General features: G+C 74.2%; 16 protein-coding genes. 1 reads left to right on the top strand and 15 read right to left on the bottom strand.

Going from position 1 to position 24,607, the window contains the following annotated elements:
* Nucleotide 1: 1 nt before the first annotated feature.
* The 8 genes from FHR78_RS02100 to FHR78_RS02135 all read right to left on the bottom strand — a co-directional run bounded on the left by FHR78_RS02100 (nucleotide 2) and on the right by FHR78_RS02135 (nucleotide 8,241).
* Nucleotides 2-1,057 carry a methionine ABC transporter ATP-binding protein gene (locus FHR78_RS02100; RefSeq protein WP_166758853.1) on the bottom strand — a complete coding sequence of 352 codons (1,056 nt, stop codon included), beginning with the start codon at nucleotides 1,055-1,057 and terminating at the stop codon, nucleotides 2-4.
* A 79-nt stretch (nucleotides 1,058-1,136) separates the two neighbouring features.
* The gene (locus FHR78_RS02105) at nucleotides 1,137-2,054 is read right to left on the bottom strand and encodes a MetQ/NlpA family ABC transporter substrate-binding protein (RefSeq protein WP_166758854.1); all 918 of its coding nucleotides are present in this window, start codon (nucleotides 2,052-2,054) and stop codon (nucleotides 1,137-1,139) included.
* Nucleotides 2,055-2,298: 244 nt separating this feature from the next.
* Nucleotides 2,299-3,447, bottom strand: a complete 1,149-nt coding sequence (ispG, locus tag FHR78_RS02110) for a flavodoxin-dependent (E)-4-hydroxy-3-methylbut-2-enyl-diphosphate synthase (RefSeq protein WP_347878009.1) — start codon at nucleotides 3,445-3,447, stop codon at nucleotides 2,299-2,301.
* Between the two features lie 53 nt (nucleotides 3,448-3,500).
* A complete protein-coding gene (locus tag FHR78_RS02115; RefSeq protein ID WP_166758856.1) occupies nucleotides 3,501-4,832 on the bottom strand; it encodes a site-2 protease family protein in 1,332 nt (443 codons plus the stop codon).
* A 141-nt stretch (nucleotides 4,833-4,973) separates the two neighbouring features.
* Entirely contained in the window at nucleotides 4,974-6,050 is a 1,077-nt protein-coding gene (locus FHR78_RS02120) for a 1-deoxy-D-xylulose-5-phosphate reductoisomerase (RefSeq protein ID WP_166758857.1), read from the bottom strand.
* Nucleotides 6,051-6,070: 20 nt separating this feature from the next.
* On the bottom strand, nucleotides 6,071-7,051 hold the full coding sequence (locus FHR78_RS15500) for an FKBP-type peptidyl-prolyl cis-trans isomerase (protein ID WP_166758858.1): 981 nt from the start codon (nucleotides 7,049-7,051) through the stop codon (nucleotides 6,071-6,073).
* A 2-nt stretch (nucleotides 7,052-7,053) separates the two neighbouring features.
* Nucleotides 7,054-7,626, bottom strand: coding sequence for an FKBP-type peptidyl-prolyl cis-trans isomerase (locus FHR78_RS02130; protein WP_166758859.1), 573 nt, complete (start codon nucleotides 7,624-7,626; stop codon nucleotides 7,054-7,056).
* 105 nt (nucleotides 7,627-7,731) lie between these two features.
* Nucleotides 7,732-8,241: an OsmC family protein gene (locus tag FHR78_RS02135; RefSeq protein WP_347878010.1), complete on the bottom strand. Its 510-nt coding sequence runs from the start codon at nucleotides 8,239-8,241 to the stop codon at nucleotides 7,732-7,734.
* 8 nt (nucleotides 8,242-8,249) lie between these two features.
* Between FHR78_RS02135 and FHR78_RS02140 the strand changes: the two genes are divergently transcribed.
* Nucleotides 8,250-9,272 (top strand): asparaginase, encoded by a 1,023-nt coding sequence (locus tag FHR78_RS02140; protein WP_166758860.1) that lies wholly within the window; start codon nucleotides 8,250-8,252, stop codon nucleotides 9,270-9,272.
* On the opposite strand, the gene FHR78_RS02145 is transcribed toward FHR78_RS02140, so the two are convergent.
* From FHR78_RS02145 to FHR78_RS02175, 7 genes are all read right to left on the bottom strand, one after another.
* The gene (locus tag FHR78_RS02145) at nucleotides 9,253-10,110 is read right to left on the bottom strand and encodes a hypothetical protein (RefSeq protein ID WP_166758861.1); all 858 of its coding nucleotides are present in this window, start codon (nucleotides 10,108-10,110) and stop codon (nucleotides 9,253-9,255) included. The genes FHR78_RS02140 and FHR78_RS02145 overlap by 20 nt on opposite strands.
* A gap of 91 nt (nucleotides 10,111-10,201) precedes the next feature.
* A complete protein-coding gene (locus FHR78_RS02150) occupies nucleotides 10,202-12,379 on the bottom strand; it encodes a zinc-ribbon domain-containing protein (RefSeq protein WP_166758862.1) in 2,178 nt (725 codons plus the stop codon).
* Nucleotides 12,380-12,388: 9 nt separating this feature from the next.
* Entirely contained in the window at nucleotides 12,389-14,752 is a 2,364-nt protein-coding gene (locus FHR78_RS02155) for a DUF3488 and transglutaminase-like domain-containing protein (protein WP_166758863.1), read from the bottom strand.
* Nucleotides 14,749-16,221 (bottom strand): DUF58 domain-containing protein, encoded by a 1,473-nt coding sequence (locus FHR78_RS02160; RefSeq protein ID WP_166758864.1) that lies wholly within the window; start codon nucleotides 16,219-16,221, stop codon nucleotides 14,749-14,751. The genes FHR78_RS02155 and FHR78_RS02160 overlap by 4 nt, the downstream gene beginning before the upstream one ends.
* Nucleotides 16,218-17,189, bottom strand: a complete 972-nt coding sequence (locus FHR78_RS02165) for an AAA family ATPase (RefSeq protein WP_166758865.1) — start codon at nucleotides 17,187-17,189, stop codon at nucleotides 16,218-16,220. Before FHR78_RS02165 ends, FHR78_RS02160 begins: the two co-directional genes overlap by 4 nt.
* Before the next feature lie 27 nt (nucleotides 17,190-17,216).
* Nucleotides 17,217-23,081, bottom strand: a complete 5,865-nt coding sequence (locus FHR78_RS02170) for an Ig-like domain-containing protein (protein WP_166758866.1) — start codon at nucleotides 23,079-23,081, stop codon at nucleotides 17,217-17,219.
* Nucleotides 23,078-24,508 carry a serine/threonine-protein kinase gene (locus FHR78_RS02175; protein WP_347878011.1) on the bottom strand — a complete coding sequence of 477 codons (1,431 nt, stop codon included), beginning with the start codon at nucleotides 24,506-24,508 and terminating at the stop codon, nucleotides 23,078-23,080. The genes FHR78_RS02170 and FHR78_RS02175 overlap by 4 nt, the downstream gene beginning before the upstream one ends.
* Between the last annotated feature and the right edge of the window lie 99 nt (nucleotides 24,509-24,607).

Genomic DNA, 24,607 nt, shown 5'->3' on the forward strand with positions numbered 1-24,607 from the left:
GTCAGCGCGCCTCCGCGTCCGGGGTCGTGGTCTCGGCGGGCAGCTCGGTCGCGGCGGTGCCGAGCTCGGCGACGGCGGCAGAGACGTCGCCGGGGGCGCCCGTGAGGGCGAGGGTGAGCGTGCCGAAGGTCCGGCCGCCGATCTCGTCGATGCCGCCGAAGACGATCTCGAAGCGGACGTCGTGCCGCGCGAGGACGCCGAACACGTGCTGCTGGTCGACGCCTCCCTCGGACACCCGGACGGTCACGAGTCGACCCTCGTGGCGGCGGCGCAGAGCCGCCAGGTCCTCCCCCGCCGGCGCGCCCGCGACGACGGTCGACACGAAGCGCCGCGTCGACTCCTCGCGCGGGGCGGAGAAGACGTCGAACGTGCGGCCGATCTCGACGACCCGTCCGCGGTCCATCACGGCGACGCGGTCCGCGATCGACTTGATCACGTCCATCTCGTGGGTGATGACGACGATGGTGATGCCGAGCTCGGCGTTGACGCGCCGCAGCAGCGCCAGCACCTCCTGCGTCGTCTCGGGGTCGAGCGCGCTCGTCGCCTCGTCGGCGAGCAGCACGCCGGGCGACGTGGCGAGGGCACGGGCGATGCCGACCCGCTGCTTCTGTCCGCCCGAGAGCTGGTCCGGGCGGACGTGCGCCTTGTCGGCGAGGCCGACGAAGTGCAGCAGTTCGCTGATGCGGCGTTGGTGGTCGGCCTTGGGCACGCCGGCCGCCTTGAGGGGGAACTCCACGTTGCCCCAGACGGTCTTCGACGAGAACAACGCGAACTGCTGGAACACCATCCCGATGCCGGCACGCACGCCGCGCAGCTCGCGCTCGCGCAGCCCGGTGACGGCGCGGCCGTCGATCTCGATGCGGCCGCTCGTCGTCTGCTCGAGCGCGTTGATGAGCCGCACGAGCGTGCTCTTGCCTGCGCCCGAGTAGCCGATGATGCCGAAGATCTCGCCGTCGGCGATGTCGAGGCTGACGCCGTCGACGGCGGTCAGCGGCGCGGCGCCCTTCTCTCGGGGCGGGTACGTCTTGACGACGTCGGTCAGGGTGATGGCGGGCATGGTCTCCTCGTCACGGGCGGAGGGCCCGGTCACGCGCCCTCGGGCGTGCGGCCGGGCCCGGTCAGGGCGGCAGGGGGCGTCAGCCCTCCTGGCCGACGAGCTCCTTGGTCTGGTCCAGCGACTCGCGCAGGTCGGCCACGGGCACCTTCGTCGTGAGGGCGGTGCCGCCCGAGTTCTCGACGACGCCGTCGGTCACGGCCTTCGTGTCCTGGTAGATCTCGACGAGCTTCGCGTACCGCTCGTCGTCCGCGTCGTCGGCGCGGGCCGCGAACACGTTGACGTAGGGCAGCGCCGCCGGGTCGGACGGGTCGTCCTGGGCGATGATCGAGTCGGGCGAGAGCCCCGCCTTGGTCGCGTACTCGTTGTTGATGATCGCGCCGTCGAAGTCCGGCAGCGAGGTGGCCGCCAGGTCGGCGGCGACGGGGCTGACCGTGACGGTCGACGCGTCGGTGTCGATGTCGTCGAGGCCGGAGAAGGCGTTGCCGCCGTCCTTCAGCTCGATCAGGCCGTTCGACTGGAGCACGAGCAGCGAGCGGGCCAGGTTGCTGGCGTCGTCGGGCACGGCGACCGTGTCGCCCTTGCTGAACTGCGAGAGCGAGGTGTGCTCCTGCGAGTAGAGCGGCAGGGGGTAGATCGCCGTCGAGCCGATGGGCACGAGGTCGGCGCCCGCCGAGACGTCGTACTGGGCCAGGTAGACGATGTGCTGGAACTGGTTGAGGTCGAGCTCGCCCTCGGTCAGCGCCGGGTTCGGCTGCTCGTAGCTCGCGAAGTCGACGATCTCGACGTCGATCCCCTCGTCGGCGGCGGCCTGCGTGAAGGTCGCCCAGTAGGGGTCGCTGGCGCCGACGACGCCGATGCGGACGGGGTCGCCGCCGCGGTTGGCCACCGCGATGCCGACGCCGACGGCCGCGAGCACGACGACGATCGCGACGACGAGTGCCACGAGGCGGCCTCGGCTCTTCTTCGGGGCCTCGATCAGGGGTGTTGCCTCGGACATGCGGTTCCTCTCAGACGGTGCGGCGCACGTCGCCGGCTGCTGCCGCCGGCACCACGACCGTGCACCCCACCATCGTGACGGGGCCGGGGGCCGGGCTCACAATCGGGGCGTCACACGGCGACACACCTGTCACGGCCCTGGTGCCGACCGCGTCGGTCGACCCCGGCGCACCGGGCCGGGACGCGCAGGAGGCGCGGTGCGGCCGGAGCCTGCACCGCGCCTCCTCGACGGGCCGGGGTGGTCGCTAGACGGTCAGCACCTGCGGCGAGCCGACCTCGCCCGGGGGCATCTCGGCGGCGAGGCGGTTCGCCTCGTCGATGAGGGTCTGGACGATCTCGGCCTCGGGCACGGTCTTGATGACCTCGCCCTTGACGAAGATCTGGCCCTTGCCGTTGCCCGACGCGACGCCGAGGTCGGCCTCGCGGGCCTCGCCGGGGCCGTTCACGACGCAGCCCATGACCGCGACGCGCAGCGGCACCGTCATGCCCTCGAGGCCGTCGGTGACGTCGTTCGCGAGCTTGTAGACGTCGACCTGGGCGCGACCGCAGCTGGGGCAGCTGACGATCTCGAGCTTGCGCTCGCGCAGGTTCAGCGACTGGAGGATCTGCAGGCCGACCTTGACCTCCTGCGCGGGAGGCGCGCTGAGGCTGACGCGGATCGTGTCGCCGATGCCCTCGCCCAGCAGGATGCCGAAGGCGGTGGCCGACTTGATCGTGCCCTGGAACTCGGGGCCGGCCTCGGTCACGCCGAGGTGCAGCGGCCAGTCGCCGCGCTCGGCGAGCTGACGGTAGGCCTTGACCATGATGACCGGGTCGTTGTGCTTGACCGAGATCTTGAAGTCGTGGAAGTCGTGCTCCTCGAAGAGCGAGGCCTCCCACACGGCGGACTCGACGAGCGCCTCGGGCGTGGCCTTGCCGTACTTCTGCAGCAGGCTCGGCTCGAGCGACCCGGCGTTGACGCCGATGCGGATCGAGACGCCCGCCGCCTTCGCGGCGGCCGCGATCTTGCCGACCTGGTCGTCGAACTTGCGGATGTTGCCGGGGTTGACGCGCACGGCCGCGCAGCCGGCGTCGATCGCCTGGAACACGTAGTTCGGCTGGAAATGGATGTCGGCGATCACCGGGATCTGGCTCTTCTTGGCGATGATCGGCAGCGCCTCGGCGTCGTCGCGGCTGGGCACGGCGACGCGGACGATGTCGCAGCCGGAGGCGGTGAGCTCGGCGATCTGCTGGAGGGTCGCGTTGATGTTCGGGGTGGGCGTGGTCGTCATCGACTGGACGCTCACGGGAGCGTCCCCTCCGACGAGGACCTTGCCGACCTTGATCTGCCGCGACTTGCGTCGCGGGGCAAGGGTCTCTGGGACCTTCGGCATTCCGAGATTGACTGCAGGCACGTCCCCGATCGTAGACCCGTGTGCTGGGCGCCCGATGTCGGGACCGCCGACGCTCAGCGGATCAGCGAGATCGGGTTGACGATGTCGGCGTACGCGAGCAGCAGGCCCATGCCGCCGAGGACGATCACGACGGCGAAGGTGAGCGGGATCACCTTGGCGGTGTCGACCGGCCCCGGGTCGGGCCGACGGAACAGCTTCGCGAAGCCCCGGCGGACGGCCTCGATCAGGGCACCGGCCACGTGGCCGCCGTCGAGGGGCATCAGCGGCACGAGGTTGAAGACGAAGAGGGCGACGTTGAGGCTCGCCAGCAGGCTGACGATGAACGCGGCCCGGTCGACGATCGGGACGGTGTCGAGGCTGACGACCTCGCCGGCCATCCGGCCCACCCCGACGACGCTCACGGGGCCGTCGGCGTCGCGCTCTCCCCCGCCGAACGCCGCCTGCGCGACGGCCACCATGCGCTGCGGCAGGTGGACGATCACGTTCGCGACGTTGCCGATGTTCTGCCCGACCGTGGGCAGCACGGCCGTGACCGGCTGGCGCACCGACACCGTGGCGAAGCCGATGCCGACGAAGCCGACCTCCTGGGTGACGGGGGCTCCGTCGTCGTCGACGACGGGCACGCCGGACGCGTCGACGACCTGACGGGCGGACAGGGCCGGGGTGACCTGCAGCGTCTGCTCGGCGCCGTCACGCTCGACGACGACCGCGAGGGTCTCGTCGGCGGCGGCGCGGAAGGCGCTCGTGACCTGGTCGCCGTCCTCCATCGCGACGCCGTCGATCGAGACGATGCGGTCGCCGTTCTCCATGCCGGCCGCGTAGGCGGGTGCCGGCGTCGCGTCGGCGGGGCACGAGGTCTCGGTCGAGCCGGCCGGCAGCACGCACTGGTTGACGAGCCCGACGGTGGTGCTCGACTGCGCGGTGCCGAAGCCGCAGAGCAGCACGGTGAAGAGCACGATCGCGATGAGCAGGTTCATGGTCGGCCCGCCGAGCATGATGATGACCCGCTTGTAGACGGGCAGTCGGTAGAAGGTGCGGTGCTCGTCGCCCTGGTCGACCGTCTCGGCGCTGGCCGTGCGCGCGTCCTGCACGAGGGTCTGGAAGAAGCCCGTGCTGGCCGTGCGGCCCTTCTGCCCCTCCCGGGCGGGCGGGTACATGCCCGACATCGAGATGTAGCCGCCGAGCGGGAGCGCCTTGACGCCGTACTCGGTCTCGCCGCGGCGCCGCGAGAAGATCGTCGGGCCGAAGCCGATCATGTACTGGCCGACCTTGACCCCGAACTTCTTCGCCGGCACCAGGTGCCCTATCTCGTGCAACGCGATCGAGGCGGCGAGCCCGATGACGACGACGACGATGCCGAGCAGGTAGAGCAGGACGGTTTCCACCGGGCAAGGGTAGCCGTCCGAGACGGAGAGCCGGCCCCGCACCGGCCATGGCGAGGCTGTGAGCCTGCCCGGCCCGCGCCTCCTGGGCCCGCGCCTCCGCAGCCCGCGCTCCCGGTCGTGGGCCCCGCCGGGCGTCGCCGACTAGTGCGCGAGCAGCGAGTCGGCCTCGGCTCGCGCCCAGCGCTCGGCCTCGAGCACCCCCTCGAGGGTGGCGGGCCCGGCCGTGTGCCGGTCGACGACCTCGCGCACGGTGTCGAGGATGCCGAGATAGCCGACGCGACCGTCGTGGAACGCGTGCACGGCCTGCTCGTTCGCGGCGTTGAACACGGCCGGGTAGGTCGCCCCGGCCCGGCCGACCTGCTTCGCGAGCAGCACCGAGGGGAACGCCTCGTCGTCGAGGGGCTCGAAGGTCCAGGTGGAGGCGGTGGTCCAGTCGAGGGGCACGCCCACCCCGGCGACGCGGTCGGGCCACGCCATGCCGAGCGAGATCGGCAGCCGCATGTCGGGCGGCGATGCCTGGGCGATCGTCGACCCGTCGACGAACTCGACCATCGAGTGCACGATCGACTGCGGGTGCACCGTCACGTCGATGTGGTCGTAGTCGACGTCGAAGAGCAGGTGCGCCTCGATCACCTCGAGGCCCTTGTTGACCAGGGTGGACGAGTTGGTCGTCACGACGCGGCCCATGTCCCAGGTGGGGTGGGCGAGCGCCTCGGCCGGCGTGACGCCCTCGAGCGACGCTCGCGTGCGCCCGCGGAACGGACCGCCGGAGGCGGTGAGCACGAGCCGGCGCACCTCGCCCCGGTCGCCGGAGCGCAGCGCCTGCGCGATGGCGGAGTGCTCGGAGTCGACGGGCACGATCTGCCCCGGCGCGGCGCGCTCGCGCACGAGGTCGCCGCCGACGATCAGGCTCTCTTTGTTGGCCAGGGCCAGGGTGGCCCCCGAGTCGAGCACGGCGAGCGTCGGGGCGAGGCCCACGCTGCCCGTGATGCCGTTCACGACGACGTCGGCCTGGACGTCGCGCACGAGGGCCACCGACTCGTCGGTGCCGAGGGCCGTGTGCTCGACGCCGAAGCGCCGGGCCTGCTCGGCGAGCAGGGCGGCGTTCGAGCCGGCGGACAGGCCGACGACGGTGAACAGGTCGGGGTTCGCGGCCACCACGTCGAGCGCCTGCACGCCGATGGAGCCAGTGGAGCCGAGGAGGATGACGCGACGCATGCCGCCAGCCTAGGCGGGGCCTACGCCACCGCGAGCAGGTCGATGACGAAGACGAGCGTGTCCCCGCCCTCGATGCCGGCGCTCGGCTGGCCGCCGTCGCCGTACCCCTCGGCGGGCGGCACGACGACGAGCACCTGCGAGCCGACGGTCTGCCCGATCATGGCGGCGGCGAAGCCCGGCACGACCTGCGCGGTCGAGAACGGGGTGGGCGTGCCCTTCCCCCAGCTCTCGTCGAAGACCTCGCCGTCGCGCCAGTTCACGCCCTGGTACTGCACGGTCACGTTCGCGGGGTCGGGCACGACCTCGCCGTCGCCCTTCTTGAGCACCTCGATCCGAAGCTCGGTCGGGGGGTCGGCGTCCGGGATCGTCACCGTCGGCCGGCCGTCGTCGGCGAGCTCGACCTCGGGGAACCCGGGCTGGGCGGGCTGGTCGGCCCCGGTCGCGCGGGTCGGCACGATCGAGAACGTGTCGACGACGATCACCGCGGCGGCGTTCGGCGGCGCCGTGCCCGCCTGGGCCGGCTGCATGTCGGCCGCGCTCGCCACCGTGACCGAGCGCGAGCCGGCCTGGTTGCAGAGCAGCGCGGCCTCGAGGCCGGGCACGTAGTAGTCGGCGCTGATGGTGAGCTGCTCGCCGCTGCCCCGCTCGTAGCCGGCCGAGCTGACCTTCGCCCCCGTGGTCGCGTCGAAGACCGTGACCGCGACCTGGACGACGTCGCCCGTGGTCGTCTCCGGGCCGCTGCCGGGGGTGACGACCGTCCGCTGGCTCGTCACGGCCGAGAGCGGCGCGGGCAGCGTGACGGTCGGTTCGCGCCCGACGTCGCCCGTGACCTGCACGGAGTCCGACTCCGCGCCTCCCTCGAGGCAGGCCGTCGCGGCCGCCGTCGTCGGCGCCGCCGTCGGCCCGGGCGCGGCGTCGTCCGTGCAGCCGACCAGGGCGATCGCGAGCAGGGGGACGCCCGCGAGCCCGAGGAGGCGCGCGCCGCGACGAGCAGCGGTCACGGTCAGTTCGCGGCGAGGATGTCGATCACGAAGACGAGCGTGTCGTCGCCCGCGATGCCGGCCTGCGGCTGGCCCTGCGCGCCGTAGCCCTCGGCGGGCGGGATCACGACGACGGTCTGCGAGCCCACGGTCTGGCCGACGATGCCGGCGGCGAAGCCGGGGATGACCTGGCCGGTGCCGAAGGTCGCCGGCTCGCCGCGCTTCCAGCTCTCGTCGAAGATCGTGCCGTCCTTCCAGAGCAGGCCCTGGTACTGGACGGTCACGTTCGCGCCGTCCTCGACGACGGGGCCGTCGCCCTTGATCAGGGTCTCGACCTGCAGCTCGGAGGGCGCCTCGGCGTCGGGCACGGTGACGGTCGGACGGCCGTCGGCGTCGAGCTCGACGGTCGGGAACCCGGCCTGCGGCTCCTGGGCCTCGCCGGTGGCGCGCAGGGGGCCGTCGGACGCGGCCGAGCCGGAGCTGGCGGACGTCGAGGGGGCAGGGGTCGCCGTGTCGCCCGAGCCGGACTCGGAGGCGCACGCGGCGAGGCCGAGGACGAGGACGGGGACGGCGAGCAGGGAGAGGGAGCGGCGCATGGTGGTCTCTCGGTCGAGGGTCGGTGGCGGCACGGGGCCGGGACGGCGCACGCGGCGCCGGGTGCCGTCATTCTGCCGCACTCCGTCGGAGGAGCGGCTGAGCGGTCAGGCGGCCGGGGCCACCAGCGTCGTGGGCTCGTGGCCGACGGGGAACGCGACCGAGGCCGCGATGAAGCACTTCTTCGCCGCCTCGGCGTGCAGGGTGCCCGCGAGCTCGACCATCGACTCGTCCGCCACCGTGACCACGGGACGGAGCGTCGCCGACGTGAAGCGGCCGCCGCCGTCGGCGGTCTGCGTCATCGACCCCTCGGCGGAGTCGCTGTAGGCGGTGACCACCACGCCGGCCGAGGCCGCGACGTGCAGGTAGCTGAGCAGGTGGCACTCGGCGAGGGCGGAGAGCAGCAGCTCCTCCGGGTTCCAGCGGTCGGCGTCGCCGTGGAACGTGCGGTCGGCGGATCCGCTGATGTCGTGCAGCTTGCCGGCCGCGGCGATGGTCGCGTCGCGCCCGTAGCTGCGGTACGACGTCGTGCCGACGCCCCGGTCGCCCGTCCAGTCGAGGGACACGGCGTAGTGGTGGTCGAGCACGGGATCCTCCTCGGCGGGGCGTCGATACACTCCCCATCATGACCCACCTGAGCCCTGTCGTCGCCCGCCGCCCCCTCACCGCCGAGGGCAGCACGGAGCTCGCGGTGCTGGTCCGCTCGGGGCTGGAGGAGAGCCGCCACCTCGGCGCCGGCGTGGTCGTCGGCCCCGACGGCTCGGTGCTGCGGGCCGTGGGCGACGCGGACGCCACGATCTACCCGCGGTCGTGCCTCAAGCCGCTGCAGGCGATCACCGTGCTGCGGACGGGCGTCGACCTGCAGGGCCCCCAGGCGGTGCTGTCGACGGCCAGCCACGCGGGCACGCCCGCCCACCTCGAGGTGGTCGAGGCGATGCTCGCCCGCGGCGGCCACGACGAGCACGACCTGCTCTGCCCGCCCGACTGGCCCGGCGACCGCCGCAGCGCGCGCCTGCTCGACGAGCCGCGGCGCGCGGCGATGAACTGCTCGGGCAAGCACGCCGCGTTCCTGCTGGCCTGCGACGAGGCCGGATGGGACCCGGCGACCTACACCGCCCAGGACCATCCCCTGCAGGCCGCCGTGCGCGAGACCGTCGCCGAGTTCACCGGCGAGGTCGTCGACCACGCCGGCACCGACGGCTGCGGGGCGCCCGTGTTCGCCACGACGGTCGCCGGCCTGGCGCGGGCCATCGCGCGGGTCGCCGGGTCGGCGGGCGACGTCCGGGCCGACCGCGACCCGGACGCGGCCCACCTCGTGGGGTCCGTCCTCGCGGACGCCTGGGCCATCGACGGCCCGGGACGCGACAACACGGTCACGATCGACGAGCTGGGCGTCTTCGCGAAGCTCGGCGCCGAGGGCGTCATGGTCATGGGCACGACCGACGGCGTCGGCGTGGCCGTCAAGGTGCTCGACGGCAACGTCCGTGCCGGCACGCTCGTGGCCCTGCACCTGCTCGTCGAGCAGGGCGCCGTCGACGCGGCGGCCGCCGACCGCGTCACCGAGCAGACCCTCGAGAAGGTGCTCGGCGGGGGCGTCCCCGTGGGGTCGCTGCGGCTCGGCGCGGGGCTCACGGGCCCCCGGGGCTGACCGGCCGCCCCGCGGGGGCGTCGTGCGACGAGGTCCACGACGGCCTGAGGGGCACCGCGCACGGGACCCCGTCGCGGCGCACCACCGCCACGGCGCCCGCGGCGGACACCTCGACGACGCAGGCGGCCCCGTCGTCGAGAGGCGCGCCTCCCCCGGGGTCGTCGCCCGCCCCGACCCGTAGCCACGTGACGAGGTCGACCGAGGCGCCCCGGTGCCGGAGCTGGGCCCGGTAGCCGCCCGCGAGCGACTCGACGAGCAGGGCGGGTCCGACGACGTGGACGCCCCGCGCCGCGTCGACGCACAACGGTCCGTCGTCGAGGGTCGCGAGGCGGGCACGGAGGGCCTCGACCCTCGGGTCACGGTCGCCCCTGGACGGCCCGTCGCCGGCGAGCACGAGCCCGCTCGCGACCGCTCCGGTGCCGAGGACGACGAGGGTGCGGGCGCCCGTCACCGGCGGGCGGTCACCGTGCCGCAGCCTCTCGACGAGGTCGGCCGACGTCGGCCAGCGGTGCCGCAGCGACACGAGCCGTGACTCGAGCCTGCGACCGCAGGCCGCCTCCGTCTCGTCGAGGGCCGCCCGCCAGCGGAACGCGGCGGACCGGGACCGCCGTCGCAGTGCGACCCCCGCGACGCCGTGGGCGACGAGGGCCGCGACCGCGGCGGCCAGGGCCGGGACCAGGGCGGGTCGCCCCTGGGCCGAGCTCGCCGCGACCGCCCCAAGCAGGGCGGCGGCGGGCGCGCCCGCGTCGACCCAGCGCGGGCGAGTGGGCCGAGGCGGCTCGGGAAGGGCGAGGGCCGGAGCAGAGGAGGCGGCGGGGGCGGGAGGCGGGGCGGTCACGCTGCCCAGGTCACCACGCCCACCGCCCGCCCCGCAGGGTCTCCCCCGACGTCGGTGGACCGGCCGGCCCGGTCGACGACCTGGGGAGGGATCAGCTCACGACGAAGAACTGCTCGCCGATCTCGACCCGGGTGCCGCGCGCCACGCGGACGCGCGTGCCGGGCTCGACCCGCCGGGCCGGCTGCTCCGGCGGCCGCACCACGGTGCCGTTGCCCGACCAGCGGTCGCTGACCCACAGGGCCCCGAGCTCCTGGCCGAACTCGAGGTGCGTCTTCGAGACCGACTTGCCAGGGTCGACGATCCGGACGAGGTGGACGAAGCGCTCCCCGGGCTGGGGCGAGGGCGCCCGGCCCACGAGGCCCGAGCCGTCGACCGTGACGCTCTCGCCGGTGCTGAACTGCAGCAGGTACTCGGTGCCGGCGGGGCCCCGCCGCACGAGGCGCGTCTCGTCCACGTCGTCGTCGGTGGCGAGCCGGGCGCGGGCGTCCTGCGCGAGCAGGCCCGACAGGGCGGAGGCGGCCGGCGCCGCGGGCATCGGCGGCAGGACGGGCGGCGCGACGGCCTCGCGGGAGGCGGCCGAGGCGGCCGGGCCGCTCGGGTCGCCGCCGCGGCCCGGGACCGCGTCCCGGCCGAGCGGAGGACGGCCTTCGCGGCCTGCGGAGTCGTTCCCCGGGGAGTCGTCGGCATGGCCGTCGTCGGAGGGGGCGGCCTGCGCCCCGGCCACGGAACGGGGACGCCAGGCGTCGGCCTCGTCCGGCGCGGACGCGGAGGCGGGGGCGGGGGCTCGCTCGGCCGGGGCCGGATCGGGTGCGGGTGTCGGCGCCGGTGCAGCCGCGGGCGCGGGTGCGGTGGCCGCGGCGGTCGGCGCGGGCGGCGCCTGGGCTGCGGGGCGCCACTCGGGCGGCAGGGGGGCCACCGGGCCGGTGAACGACAGGGCGACGGACTGCACGACCGCGCCGCACTCGGGGCAGAAGATGTCGTCCTCGTGCAGCTGGGCGCCGCAGTGGGTGCAGTGCTCGACGGCCTTCTGCTGGCCAGGCTCGACCAGCGGCGCCGGCGCCGGCGTGAGCCCCTCGCCGCGCTCGGCCCGGGACACGGGCGTGACGGGTGCGGTGTCGCCCGCGACGGGCTCGCTCGCACGGCCGGGAGCCCGCAGGGGCACGGGCGTCGCCGGCCCGTCGACGACGGACGACTGGGCGTCGCGACCCGGGGCCACGGAGTGGGCGGCGTCGCCGTGGGCGTGGGCGTGGGCGCCTCGCGCGGACCCGCCGTCGTCGGCGGCGTCGTGCCCGTGATCGGCGCGGTGGGCGACCGGCGACGCTGACGGCGCCTCGGACGCGCCCTCCGGTGAGCCCGCGGGCGCCTCGTCGTCGTGGCGCTCGTCGAGAGCGTGCTCCGGAGGAGCCACCGGACCGCCGGCTGCGCCGGTCTGCGACTCGACGTCTGCGGAGTCGGTCGCGCGGTCGGGCGAGGGGGCCGCGGCACCGTGCGCGGGGTCGGGCGACGCCGCCGGGCGGGCCGCGTCGGACGACTCCCCCGCGGGCGTGGCGGTCTCGTCGCTCGCCGGCTCGTCGAGCGTCGGCGTCGCCTCGCTCGCGGAAGCGGCAGCGGGATCGTCCTGCTCGGTCGGCAGCGGCGCCAGGGATGCCGTCCACAACGGGGCGGACGTGGGCCGGGGCCCGTTGTCGGCGTGCGCCCCGGGTTCGCGCAGGGGCGCAGGCCGCGGCGGCACGGGGGCCGAGCCAGGCACGGAGGCGCCCGTGACGGTCGCCGAGGACGACTCGCCGACGGGTGCCGAGCTCGTCGTCGCGGCGGCGGACGCCGCTCTCGAGGAGCGCTCCCGCGCCTCGGCCTCACGGTCGGCGATCGGAGCCGCCGGTGCCGTGGAGGCCGCGGGCGGCTCGACGGTCGCTGCGTCGCCGCCGGGAGGCGCGGTCGTCACCGGGGCGACCCACGCGGGGGGCGCCTCCTCGACGGGCTGGTCGTCGTGCGGCGCGCCGGACGGCGTGGGCTCGTCGGACCGGGGCTCGGGCGTACCCGCGTCGACCCGGCGCTCACGCACCCACCACGGGGCCTCGCCCGTCGTCGTGGGGCGGGGCGGCTGTCGCAGCTGCCACGCCGGCGGCTCGCTGCCCGCCTCCGCGACGCTGCCCTCGTCGTCGCGACGAGCCGCCGCGGCGGCGACGTCGGCGGCGGTGACGGCACGGCCGCACACTCCGCAGAACATGGCGCCGACGGGCAGCGGGCTGGCACAGGTGGGGCAGTGCATCGGGGACCTCTAACGCTCGGGACGTGTCCCGCCATGGTATCCACGGAGCGAGCGCAGCGAGACCGCGGCCCTGGCCCGCTGCCACCGGGTCAGGCCGACGTCGAGCGACCGGCGCATCTCGCCGACGGCGACCCAGACGCGGTCCGCGTCCTCGGGCGGGGGCGGCGTCGGGGCGAAGACGGCACGGTCGGCGACGCGCGCCAGCACGGCGGGGCGCGACCCGCCGACGGCACGGGCGACCTCGCTGCGCGTGCCGGACCGGGGCGTCGCGATGCCGTGGTCGACGACCGCGTCCTCGAACTCGCGCCAGCCTCCCGTGATGCGGGCGGCCGGGTCCGCGGCCCGGCGGCGTGCACGGCGGCGACGCAGCTTGAGCGCCACGACCGTGAGGAACGGGGCGGCGAGGACGCCAGCGACGAGCGCTGCCCAGCCGACCACGCGGACGACGACGAGCAGGACGGCGAGCCAGGCCGGGGGCGTGTCCGGGTCCTCCTGCTCGGACTGCGGCGGGGTCTGGTCGTCGCGCACCTGCGGCTCCTGGGGCGGCGGCTGGACGACCGACTCCGGGCGCGAGACCTGGCTCGGGTCCTGCACGACGTCCTCGGGGATGGGCCGCTCGGCGGGGACGGGGTCGAGCGCGACCCAGCCCGCCTGGGCCGTGTCGACCTCGATCCAGGCCGTCACGTCGCCGCCGCGGACGGGCACGGGCCCGGCGGCGTCGGCGAGCTCGTCGGGGTCCGGTACGAAGCCCATGACGACGCGCGAGGGGAACCCGAGGTCGTCGGCCATGAGCGCGGCGGCGGTCGCGTACTGCTCGGCGTCGCCGACCATGACGGGGTCGGTGAAGAGCTGGGCGATGCGGTCCGACCCGTGCCCCGAGAGGCTGACCGGCTCGTCGGCGCCGACGCCGTGGCTGATGTAGCCGTCCTGGGCCAGCAGGTCGAGCACGGCCTGCAGGCGGGCGCCCTGCCCGTCGACGCCCTCGACGGCCTCCTGCACCGCGGCGGTGAGCTCCTCCGGCACGGCGCGGGGCGTCGGCACGCGCGCCGTCCCCGGCGTCAGCCCGTCGAGCCCGCCCTCGGCGGGCTGCTCGGGGAGCACGGCCTCGAGCCGGTAGCGGTCGCCCTCCTCGAGCCCGCCGACGACGGCGGCGGTGCCGCTCGTGTCGTTGTAGAAGAACGCGTCGCGCCGCTCGGTGGCGGTCGCGCCGCCGAACCGGACGGACTCGAGCTTGCCGACGGTGGGCAGCCACACGCCGCGGTAGCCCTCGACCGCGACGGAGATCGACGTCTGGTCGCCGTCGACGGCGGACTGGTCGAAGACGGACGGGACCCGGTCGAACGACCCGGACTCGCTCGTCACGCGGTCGCTGCCGACCGTGTAGGCGACGCCGTCGTAGGTGTCGAGCGTGGCCAGGCGGAGCAGCTGCCCCGACCGGAGGCCCTCGACCTCGAACAGCGTCTCGTCGACCGTGGGCTCCTGCTCGTAGACCCGGTAGCGGGTGAGCGGGCTGACGACGTCCCGAGGGTCGAACGGCTGCTCGACGACCGTGCGGGCCACGGTGCGCTCCTGGCTCGGCGGCAGCACGACGGCGGCCCCCGCGGCGGCGGCCCCGGCCACGACGAGCGTGACGACGGTGCCCGCGACGGCGCGGCGGGCCACCGAGCCGTGCCCGTGCGCCCGGGAGGTCGCCGCGGCGCCGCCGAGCGCGTCGACGGCGAGCCGCCGGCGACGCAGGCGCCACCAGACGACCCACGCGATCGAGACCGCGAGCAGGGCGAGCCCCGAGGCCACGGGCAGGAACGCCTGCGCCGGCCCGAGGACGATGCCGACCAGCCACACGACGACGGGCGCCAGGGCCGCGAGCTCGCCCCGTCGTGAGCGGAGCGCCGTGGTCAGCCCGACCACCGAGGCGAGCAGCAGCAGCACGAAGGCGGGGACGAGCAAGGACTCGTAGCTGCCCACGGGCAGGGTGACCGTGACGAGCTGCTTCCAGGCGAGCGCCGTCCCGGCGACGAGCTGGCCGAGGCCGCCCAGGGTCGGGACGACGCCCCAGAGCGCCTGCGACGGGACGGCGAGCGGCACCCCCAGGAGCAGGTAGGCCACGACCGTGAGCAGCATCACCGACGAGCTCGACAGCCGCAGCACGGCGCCGGCGATCGCCACGACGACGCCGACGGCGACGGTGACGACGGCCAGCACGACGAACTCGGCGCTCTGGTAGATCGGCCAGAACACGGCGGCGGCGACGGCCAGGGCGAGGACGTGCAGCCCCGTGGCGATCAGGACGAAGGAGGCGCGGAGCCGGGGCCGACGCACCCGCGTCCGCAGGTCGCCCGGTCGCGCCCCGGCGCCCTGCTGCGAGCCGCTCATGTCGAGGCCGCCCGGGCGAGGGACTTCTGGAGGTCCTCGAGGTAGCCGATCGTGAGGACGGTCAGGTCGCTGATGCGGGTCATGCCGGGCACGGCCTCGGGGTCGCAGACGATCGCGACGGCCTCGACCCCGAGGGGGAAGTGCAGGCCGGCGGACCGCAGCTGGGTGAGGGTGGCGGTGCTGCCGACGACGAGGAAGGCGACGGACACGCCCGCGACCCGGTCGCCCGCGACGCGCGCCACGTCGACGATGCCGAGCGCGGACTCGTCGTGCTCGACGACGGCGAGGTCGTCGAGGAGGCGCGTGCGCGTCAGGGTGCTCAGCGACCTGACCTCGAGGTTCTTGCGCTTGGCGAACTCGGGCGTGCGTTCGCTGACCACCACGCTGACCTCGCGGGCGTCGCGGACGGCCCGGGCGCCGATCGACCCCGCGACGCTCACGGCCAGCTCGAACTCGTCGTCGGTGGCGAAGTCGGCGGTGGCGAGGCTCAGCGCGATGACGATGTGGCTGCGGCGGCTCTCCTCGAACTGCCGCACCATGTAGGTGCCGGTCTTCGCGGTCGACTTCCAGTGGATGTTGCGACGCTCGTCGCCCGGCTGGTACTCGCGCAGGGCGTGGAACGAGATGTCGCTCGGCGAGAGGTCGCGGGTCGGGTTGCCCTCGAGGTCGCGGATGAGCCCGGTGCTCGTGCTCGGGATGCCGATGGTGCGGGGGTGGACGAACATCTCGGTGACGCCCGTCCAGTCGAGCTCCCGGCGCACGAGGCCGACGGCGTCGCCGCGGACCGTGCGGACGGGGCCGACGCGGACCACTCCGCGCCGCTGCGTCGGGACCGAGAACGTCTCGGTGACGCTCTCGCCCCCGCGCAGGCCGGGGAGGCCGATCTCGGCGAGGCCGGCGCCCACGGGGATCTCGACGGAGACGCCCAGGATGCGCCGCTTGGTCGGGTTCTCGACCACCACGCTGCCGGATGCCGGCTCGCCCACGACGACCCGTTCGTGCGGGATCGCGAGGGAGACGCGGAACGCGTTCCGGCCGACGAGGCTGAGGCCCGCCACCAGGAGCACGACGACCGCGGCCCAGGCGACGACGACGAGCTCGAGCCAGCCGAGCAGGTAGCCGACGACGAACCCGACGGGCACGACGGCGAGCATCGCCCAGCCGACCGGGGTGACGACCCCCGAGACGACCCCGTAGGCGCGCCGCAGCCAGGCCCGCGCCGAGCGGGCGAGGCGGACGACGAGCACCAGCAGGTCGGCCACCGGCCCGGTGCGGTCGCCGACGATGCGGGTGCGGGCGTTCGTGAGGCCCTGCGTGCCGGTCGCGAACGAGCCGTCGAAGCCGGACCGCGTCTGGGTGCGGCCGCCGCCCCGGGTCTGGGTGCGGCCGCGGGCCTGGTCGCGGCCACGGGCCGTGTCGGCACCACGACGCGCGCGGCTGTCGGTGGGGCCGGGTGCGGCGCCGCTCACACGGCGATCCGCTCGGACGGCGGCGGGGTCTCGATGAGCAGCTGGCTCACGATGCTCGACGGCGTGACGCCGTCGAACTCCGCCTCGGGGTCGAGCACGAGCCGGTGCGCGAGCACGGGCTCGGCGAGGGCCTTGACGTCGTCGGGGACGACGTAGTGGCGCCCCTGGGAGGCGGCGTAGGTCTTGGCGGTGCGGACGAGCGCCAGGGCGCCGCGCACGCTCACGCCGAGCCGCACCTCCTCGGCGGTCCGGGTCGCCTCGACGAGCCGGGCGACGTAGTCGCTGATGGTCGACTCGACGTGCACGGTCCGGGCGAGCTGGGCCATCTCGGTGACGACGCCGGCCTGGACGATGGGGCTGAGGCTGCCCTCGTGCACCCGCGTGGCCGACCCCTCGAGGATCCGCACGGTGGCGGCGTGGTCGGGGTAGCCGATCGAGGTCTTCATCACGAACCGGTCGAGCTGCGCCTCGGGCAGACGGTAGGTGCCCGCCTGCTCGACGGGGTTCTGCGTGGCGATGACCATGAACGGGCTGCCGACGTCGTGGCTCACGCCGTCGACGGTGACGCGGTTCTCCTCCATGACCTCGAGCAGGGCCGACTGCGTCTTGGGGCTCGCCCGGTTGATCTCGTCGGCGAGCACGATGTTGGAGAAGATCGGGCCGCGGTGGAACTCGAACTCGCCGGCCTTCTGGTCGTAGATGCTGACGCCGGTGATGTCGCCCGGCAGCAGGTCGGGCGTGAACTGGACCCGGTTGCTCGTGCCCTGCACGCTCTGCGCGATCGCCCGGGCGAGCGACGTCTTGCCCGTCCCCGGGAAGTCCTCGAGCAGGAGGTGCCCCTCGCTGAGCAGCGCCGTGAACGACAGCCGCACGACGAACGTCTTGCCCAGGAGAACCTGGTCGACGTTCGCGACGAGGCGCCCGAAGATCTCGGAGAACCAGGTCGCCTGCTCGGGGGTCATGCTCATGCGGTGTTCGTCTCTCTCGTGGGGGTGTCAGGGGGTTTCGGGATCAGCGTCGGGTGCGGGCGTGCATTCGTATCCGATGTCTAGGAGCCTGCCTGCAGGGCGCCAATTGACATCGCTCTCCGCTCCGGCATGCCCGCGGACCTGCACGTAGCGTGCGTCGTCCGGAACCTCGATCGACTCACCGAAAGTCGTTGACGTGGCTGGCCCCCAAGCAATGCTGAGCGCGGCCCTGAATTGGACCTCGACGGAGTCGATGTTCCTCCCGCCGAGAGCTGCGCTCAAGGCAAGCACCTGTCCTACCTGGCACGCGGTGACGTCGACGCGCGTGTCCTCCGGTGTCACGGTCGTGGGATCCGAAGCCGGGCCGCACTCGACACGATCGGTCTGGGTGCACGCCCGGAACCTGACGTCCACGGCCTTGCCATCAGCCTGGTCCAGGAGATAGTCGCCGAAAGAGACAGCCTTCCAAGGACCATCCCCATCAACTTGGTACTGATACCGATACTGGGCGCCCTGTGGCGGATTGGTCGTTCCGAGCTGCGTCACCTTGGGCGCGAATCTCCCTTCGTCGCCATAGGCGACGACACCCACCGTGACGGTGCCCTTCGTCGGCGGCGTGACGCTTTCCGCCTTCGCCGTCGCCGCTGAACAGAACAGCCCGTTGGAGGCGACGACAGTGTACGTGTACGTGCCCTCGGGCGATGAGTCGTCGATCGCCGTCGCCGTGGTGCTCTCGACGATGCGCTGGCCGGACGTCGCACAGGCCTGCACGGGTGCGCCGCCGCCGGGCTGGCGGTAGACCGAGTACCGCAGGAACGAGCCGCCCGCCGCGTCGGGCGCGTCCCACCGGACGGTGGCCTTGTTGGCCGCGGCCGTCGCGGTGACCGAGAACGCGCCCGGGGTCCCGACGGCGGTGCCCCGTGCGACGCCGCTGCGCGCCCAGTCGGCCTCGCTCGAGACCTGGGCCCGGTTCTTCGCGTAGACGCGCACGTCGTAGGTGGCGCCGGGCGTGCCCGCGAAGGACGCCGCCGTCCCCGACGCGGTGATCGCCCCGGGGGCGTCGGCCGGCCCGGTGACCTCGACCACGTAGCCGCCCGCGCCCAGCACCGAGGTGCCGCGGTCGGGCTTCGGAACGGCGTTCCAGCGCACCACGAGCTCATTCGGCGTCGTGGTCGAGGGCGAGACGGAGACGCCCGTGGGGGCTGCCGGCACGAAGTCGGCGCTGTACGAGTCGCTCGCCGCGCTCGGCGCCGAGTCGCCCAGGCCGTTCGTCGCCACGACCGAGAGACGGAAGGTCTGCTCGGGGTCGAGGTCGGTCAGGGTGCAGACCGTCGACAGGCCGCAGTCCTTCGAGTACGAGCTGCCGGCGCTGCCCGTGCCGGTGAGGCGGAAGCGCGTGATGGGCGAGTTGTTGGCCTGGGGTGCCGCGTAGCTCAGCGTGAGCTGCCCGCCGGTGAAGGTGCCGGTGCGCACCGGGGCGGCCGGGGCGTCGGGGACGTCCTGCACCGAGATGGTGACGTTGCCCCAGACCTGGCGCTCGGGGTCGCCCGTGACGTCCGCGACGCGGTACTGCAGGTTGGTGTCGCCGGGCTGGGCGTTCTGCCCGACCGAGACCGCCAGGGTGCGGTTGTCGGCGCTCGGCGTGACGGACACGCCGGCGGGCAGGCCGCCTCCGCCGAGGCCGCGGATGTCGACGACGCTCAGCGGCTGGCCGGGGAACGGGTTCGTCGCCTGGTCGTTGGCGAGCACGTCGATCGACGCGGAGGTGCCCCGTCGGACGGCCTGGGTGTCGGCGGCCGGCTGGGCCAGGGGACGGGTCGAGCCGACCACGGACAACCGGATGGCGCCGGACTGGCCGGTCGCCACGGCGTCGGAGACGTTGACGGGCAGCGCCTGCGTCGTGCCCCTCGGCGTCGCGGAACCGGCGGTGACCGTGACCTCGCGGCCCGAGACGTCGACGGCGAAGCCGGGCGCGGACGCCGCGTCGGCGCTCCAGCGGAGCTCGGAGACGTCGTCGGGGTAGGGGTAGGTCGTCAGCCGCTGCAGGTCGAGCGTCCGGGATTCTCCCGGCTCGAGCTCGACCGACGCGCCGTTGAACGTGGGCGGCTGGTTCTCGCGGGGCGTGACCGTGATGGGCAGCACGAGCGTCGCCGTCCGCCCCGCCGGGTCGTCGGCCGACGAGCCGTCCGTCACCTCGAACGACACCGAGGCCGTGCCGAAGTAGAGATCCTCCGACGTGTAGGCGAGCGTCGTCGGGTCGACGACGAGCTCGCCGCCGTCGGCGTGCGTGGCGCGCACGGCGCTCGCGTCGGTGAGCCGGATGCTCTTGCCGCCGGCCGCGATGACGTAGCGGTTCAGGTCGATCGTGAGGCGGTCGCCGCTGACCACCGTGAGCGGCCGGGCGGTCTTGTCCAGCTGCGGCAGGGCGTCGCCGAACCCGGGCACGCGCACGAAGGCGTACGTGCGCACGGCCGGGTCGTCGGGGTGCGAGACGAAGAAGGGGATGATCTGGCTCGTGTCGGTGATCGTCACCCGCACCCGACGGTCGGGCGTCACCTGCGAGGTGCCGTCGTAGCCCGGCTCGATGCCGAGTCCGAGCGACGAGACGGGACCGTCGGCGAAGAAGACGTTCGTCAGCACGTTGACGTCGACCGACTCACGACCGGCGATGTCGCTGAGGTCGAGCACGGTGTCGTCGACCACGGGGTGGTTCAGCGGCGCCTCGGCGTCGACGGTCACCGTCACGAAGCTCGAGCTCGACCCGCCCTGCTCGTTCTCGACCGTGTAGACGAGACCGTACGAGCCCTCGGCGGCAGGCGGCCGCACCGCGATCATCGTGCCGTCCACGACCTCGGCGGTCGTGCCCTCGTCGTTGGCCTCCACCCCCGCCACGGACAGGGCGCCGCCGTCGGGGTCGGAGTCGTTGTCGAGCACGCGGACGGTGATCGTGCCGCCCGGTCGCATGGTCACGTCGTCGGCGACGGCGATGGGGTTGCGCGAGCCGTCGGCCCGCGCCGAGATGCCGATCCGCACCTTGCCGCTCGCACGGGCCCCGAGGCCGTCGACGACCGTGTACGTGAAGGTGTCGGTGCCGGCGCTCGTCCCGTTGGCCTGGTACTCGATCGAGTCGGCGCCGACGCTCGTGACGCTGCCCTTCTCGGGGTTGGTGCCCACGCCGAGCAACGAGACGCTGTCCCCGTCGGGGTCGACGCCGTCGAGCGGCACGGTCACGCGCACGGACTCCCCCGCGACGACGCGGGCGGTGACCGTCTGCGGCACCGGCGGGTTGTTCGTGGCGACGTCCGCCTCGCGCACGGCGATCGTCACCTGAGCCGTGTCGCGCTGGCCGTCACGGCCCTCGACCGCGTACACGGCGGTGACGTTGCCGGGCGTCGCGGGAGCCAGGAACCGGAGGATCGAGCCCGAGGCGAAGAGCAGCCCGCCGTCGCCGGGGACGCCCTGGACGAGGTCGGGGACGAGCGAGATGTCGTCGCCGTCCGGCTGCTCGTCGTTCGCGAGGACGTCGATGTCGATCGCGTCGCCGACGCGGACCGTCGCCTGGTCGTCCGTGGCGACGGGCGGCTGCGTCTGCGACCGCCGCGGGGTCTCGATCACCGTCACGGTGCCCTCCGCCGAGGCGAGCCCGTTCGTCACGGTGTACGTGAAGGTGACGGGACCGTCGTCGAGCGGCGCGGCCAGCGTGACGCGCAGGTAGCGCTGGTCGAGCGTCTCGACCCGCACGCCCGACGAGAGGGGCACCTCGGAGGTCGACGTCACCATGAGCACGTTGCCGGCGGGGTCGTCGTCCGTCGCCACCACGTCGACCGTCTGCGTGCTCAGCGTCTCGATGAAGACGGTCTTGGGCGTCGTGACGGGCGGGCTCGACGGGTCGGGCGGCGACTGCACGTCGACCCGGATGGTGCCTGTCGCGGTCTGGTCGCCGTCGGTGACCGAGTACTCGAGGTTGTGCGTGCGCACCTCGTCGCTCACGAAGCGGAAGGTGCCCGCCTCGTAGCTCGGCGTGACGGTCGAGCCGTTCTTGGCCGGCACGCTGTTGAGGCGGATCGAGCCCGACCCGCCGCTGGCGTAGGGCAGGGGCCGCACGGTCAGCTGCTGGCCGGCGTAGGCCTGGACGGAGAACGACGAGGCCGTCAGCGGCGAGGACCCGGCCACCCGCACGGTCATGGTGCCGCGCCCCTCGGCCTGGCCGTCGGAGACGACGAGGCCGACGTCGAGCGTCGTCGCCCCCGCACCGGCGTCCTGGTAGACGACGTCGCCCGCGGGCTTGTACGAGATGCCCTCGCCGCCCGAGGCGCTGACGAGGTAGAAAGCGTCGCCGTCCGGGTCGACCCAGTCGCCGAGGACGGGCGTCGTGACCCGACCGGCTGACGACACGTCGGCCGAGGTGCGGCGCACCTGCACGGGCGGGCTGTTCTCGCCGGGAGACCGCACCGTGACGGTGACCGTGGCGCTGGAGGTGCCGCCGCGGCCGTCGCTGATCGAGTAGTCGAACGCGACGGGGCCGCTCGCCTCGTCGGTCAGCGTGAGCAGCACCTGCTGACGGTCGTTGACGATGTCGAGGCGGCCGATCGACGGGTCGAGGGACGAGACCTGGTCGACGACCACGGGGTCGCCGTTCGGGTCGTAGTCGTTGAGGAGCACCGAGAGGGTGCTGGCCGTGCCGGGCCGGGCCCCGAGGTCGTCGTCGACCGCGACCGGCGGCTTCTGGTCGGGGTCGAGCTCGGGCGGCTCGTCCGTGGTGTCGGTCTCTTCCTGCTGCTGCTCGTCGTCCCGGTCGAGCAGCTCGTCCCAGTTGTCGATCAGCTGGCCACGGCTCTGCACGGCCCAGCTGCTGCCCCCCACGGGGTCGCTCAGGACCGTCCGTCGACCGTCGACCGCGAAGACGAGCCGCGCCGTCGCCGGCACGCCCTCGAGCTCGACGACACCGCCGCGCGCGGCGGAGCAGTCGCTCCAGGCGGAGCCTCCGGACCACGCCGCGTAGGTGCAGCTGCCGACGACCACGGGCCTCGCGGGCAGTCCCGACCGGTCGGCCACGACCTCGGTCGGCTCGCCGCCGTCGAAGGGGACCCGGATGAGGGCCGTGCTCGTCGACACGAGGACGCCGTCGCCGTCGTCGCTCGCCTGCTGCAGGGCGAGACCGCCGTCGGCGGAGTCGGACAGGTCGACCTCGGCGCCGTCGACGACGAGTCGCCCGGCGTCGACGTCGAGCACGGCCCAGTGCGTGCCGACGCTCGTGACCTGGTGCTCGCCCGAGCCCGAGAGGGACGTCGAGCGCGTGGACTCGACCTCGAACGAGTCGCCGGGCTCGACGCGGGACACGTCGCCGCTCGCCCCGGAGAAGACGGTGATCGTGCCGTCGGGCGCGACGCTCGTGACGGCGTCCTCGCCGAGGCTGAGGTCGGCGTCGACCTCGGCGCTGAACGACGAGAGCTCGGAGACGGGCTGGCTCCACAGCTCGCCCGTGCCGCCGGAGACGACGACCGCCCGGTCGCCCGAGAGGAGGACGTCCGGGGACTCGGGCGGCAGGGGCACGCTGTCGCCGACGGTGGCGGTCGCGGGGTCGACGATGCCCACCGTCGCGCTGCTCCGGTCGATCATCAGCACGGCGTCGGCCGACTGGGCCACCGACAGGTCGCCGCCCGTGCTCCGCACCGCCGAGTTGAGCTCGGCGACGTCGGTGTTCGCGCGGCCGACGGCCGTGCGCGACCCGTTCGCGACCCACACCGTGCCGTCGTCGAGGTCGAGGCGCTGCGCCTCGTAGCCGCTGCTCGCGATCGCGACCGTCGCGACGAGTGCGACGACGACCGTCGCGCTCACGCCCGTGGCCACGGCGGACCGGCGCGAGCGCGCCCAGGTGCCGAGGCGGCTCACTCGCCGCCCCCGGCCACGGAGCACTCCTCGGCGCTCGGCTCACCGCTCTGGCCGGCCCGGTTGACGCTCACGGTGATGCAGAGCCGCTCGCCCGTCTCGGACGCGCTCGCGACGAAGCGGTTGGAGGTCTGCTGGCTCGTGTCCGACCCCGTCGAGATGATGTAGGCGTCGCCGGACCGGAGGCCGGGGTCGGCCCAGGTGAACACCACCGACGACCCGTCGACGGTGGCCGACACGTCGGTGACCCTCGGGATCTCGGTCGACGTGGCCCGCACCAGCACGAGGGTCGCCGTCGCCCCCAGGCCGATGGCCACGACCGCCGCGGCGACGAGCGACCATACGAGCACCAGGGCGCGGCGGCTGCGCGGGGCCGGCCTGGTGCCGGTGCTGCGCGGCACGGCGCGGCTGTGGCTGAGCCCCGACCCGTGCACGGCGGCGGCCTGCGCCTCGGTCACGCGCCGACGGCGCCGGCGTCGTCGCGTCGACTGCACCGGGGCGGCGCCGCGGAGGCGCGTGCGGTCCTCGAGGTCGGCCACGGTGGCCAGTGCCCAGTCGTCGACCGCCACCTCGATGGGCGTCTGCCCCACGCCGAGCTCGGACTCGACCTGCTGCAGCTCGCGCAGCAGCTCGAGCACGCTCGCCTGCCGCTGCTCCGGCCGCCGCGACATCGCCCGCGCGAGCACGCGCTCGAGGGTCGCCGGCACGTCGGTGCGCCCGGTCGGGGCGAGCTTGGCCTTGTCGATGCGGCCGATCAGGTCGGAGGCGCCGTTCTTGTCGCTGCCGAGGATCTCGAACGGGCTGCGGCCCGCGAGCAGCGAGTAGACGGTGGCGCCGAGCGACCACACCTCGGACTCGATCGTGCCGTTCGTCTCGTCGAGCAGCACCTCGGGCGCCGACCACGGGATCGACATGCCGACGACCTCTTGCGGCTCGCTCTCGGTGAGGGAGGCGGCGATGCCGAAGTCGGACAGCACCGGGTGCCCGTAGGCCGTCATGAGGATGTTCGACGGCTTGATGTCGCGGTGCAGGACGCCCTGCCGGTGCGCGGTCTCGACCGCGCTGCCGATCTTGACGCCGATGCGGAGGACGTCGGCGACCGGGATGCGGTCCCGGCGGTACCGGTCGCTGAGCGACGACGAGCAGAGCTCCATGACGAGGTAGGGCCGGCCGTCGGCGGACACGCTCGCCTGGTAGACGGTGAGGATCGAGGGGTGGGCGCTCAGCTGCGCCATGAGGTTCGCCTCGGCCTGGAACATCTGCCGCACCTGGTCGTTGACGACCTCGCTCAGCATCACCTTGACGGCGACCTGTCGCCGGGGCATGTTCTGTTCGTACAGGAACACGTCGGCGAAGCCGCCGGAGCCGAGCACGTGGACGTGCGAGAACCCGGGCAGCACGGGCGGCGGGGACGGCAGTCGTCGCGCCACGTCACCCTCCTCCACGGTGTCCGGTCCGCGCCCCGGAGGGCGCACCGACGCACTGTCGGCCCTCGTCATCGTAGCTGGGACCCCCGTCGGCTGTGCCCC

The organism is Frigoribacterium faeni (genome assembly GCF_011761235.1).
GTDB classification, from domain to species: domain Bacteria; phylum Actinomycetota; class Actinomycetes; order Actinomycetales; family Microbacteriaceae; genus Frigoribacterium; species Frigoribacterium faeni_A.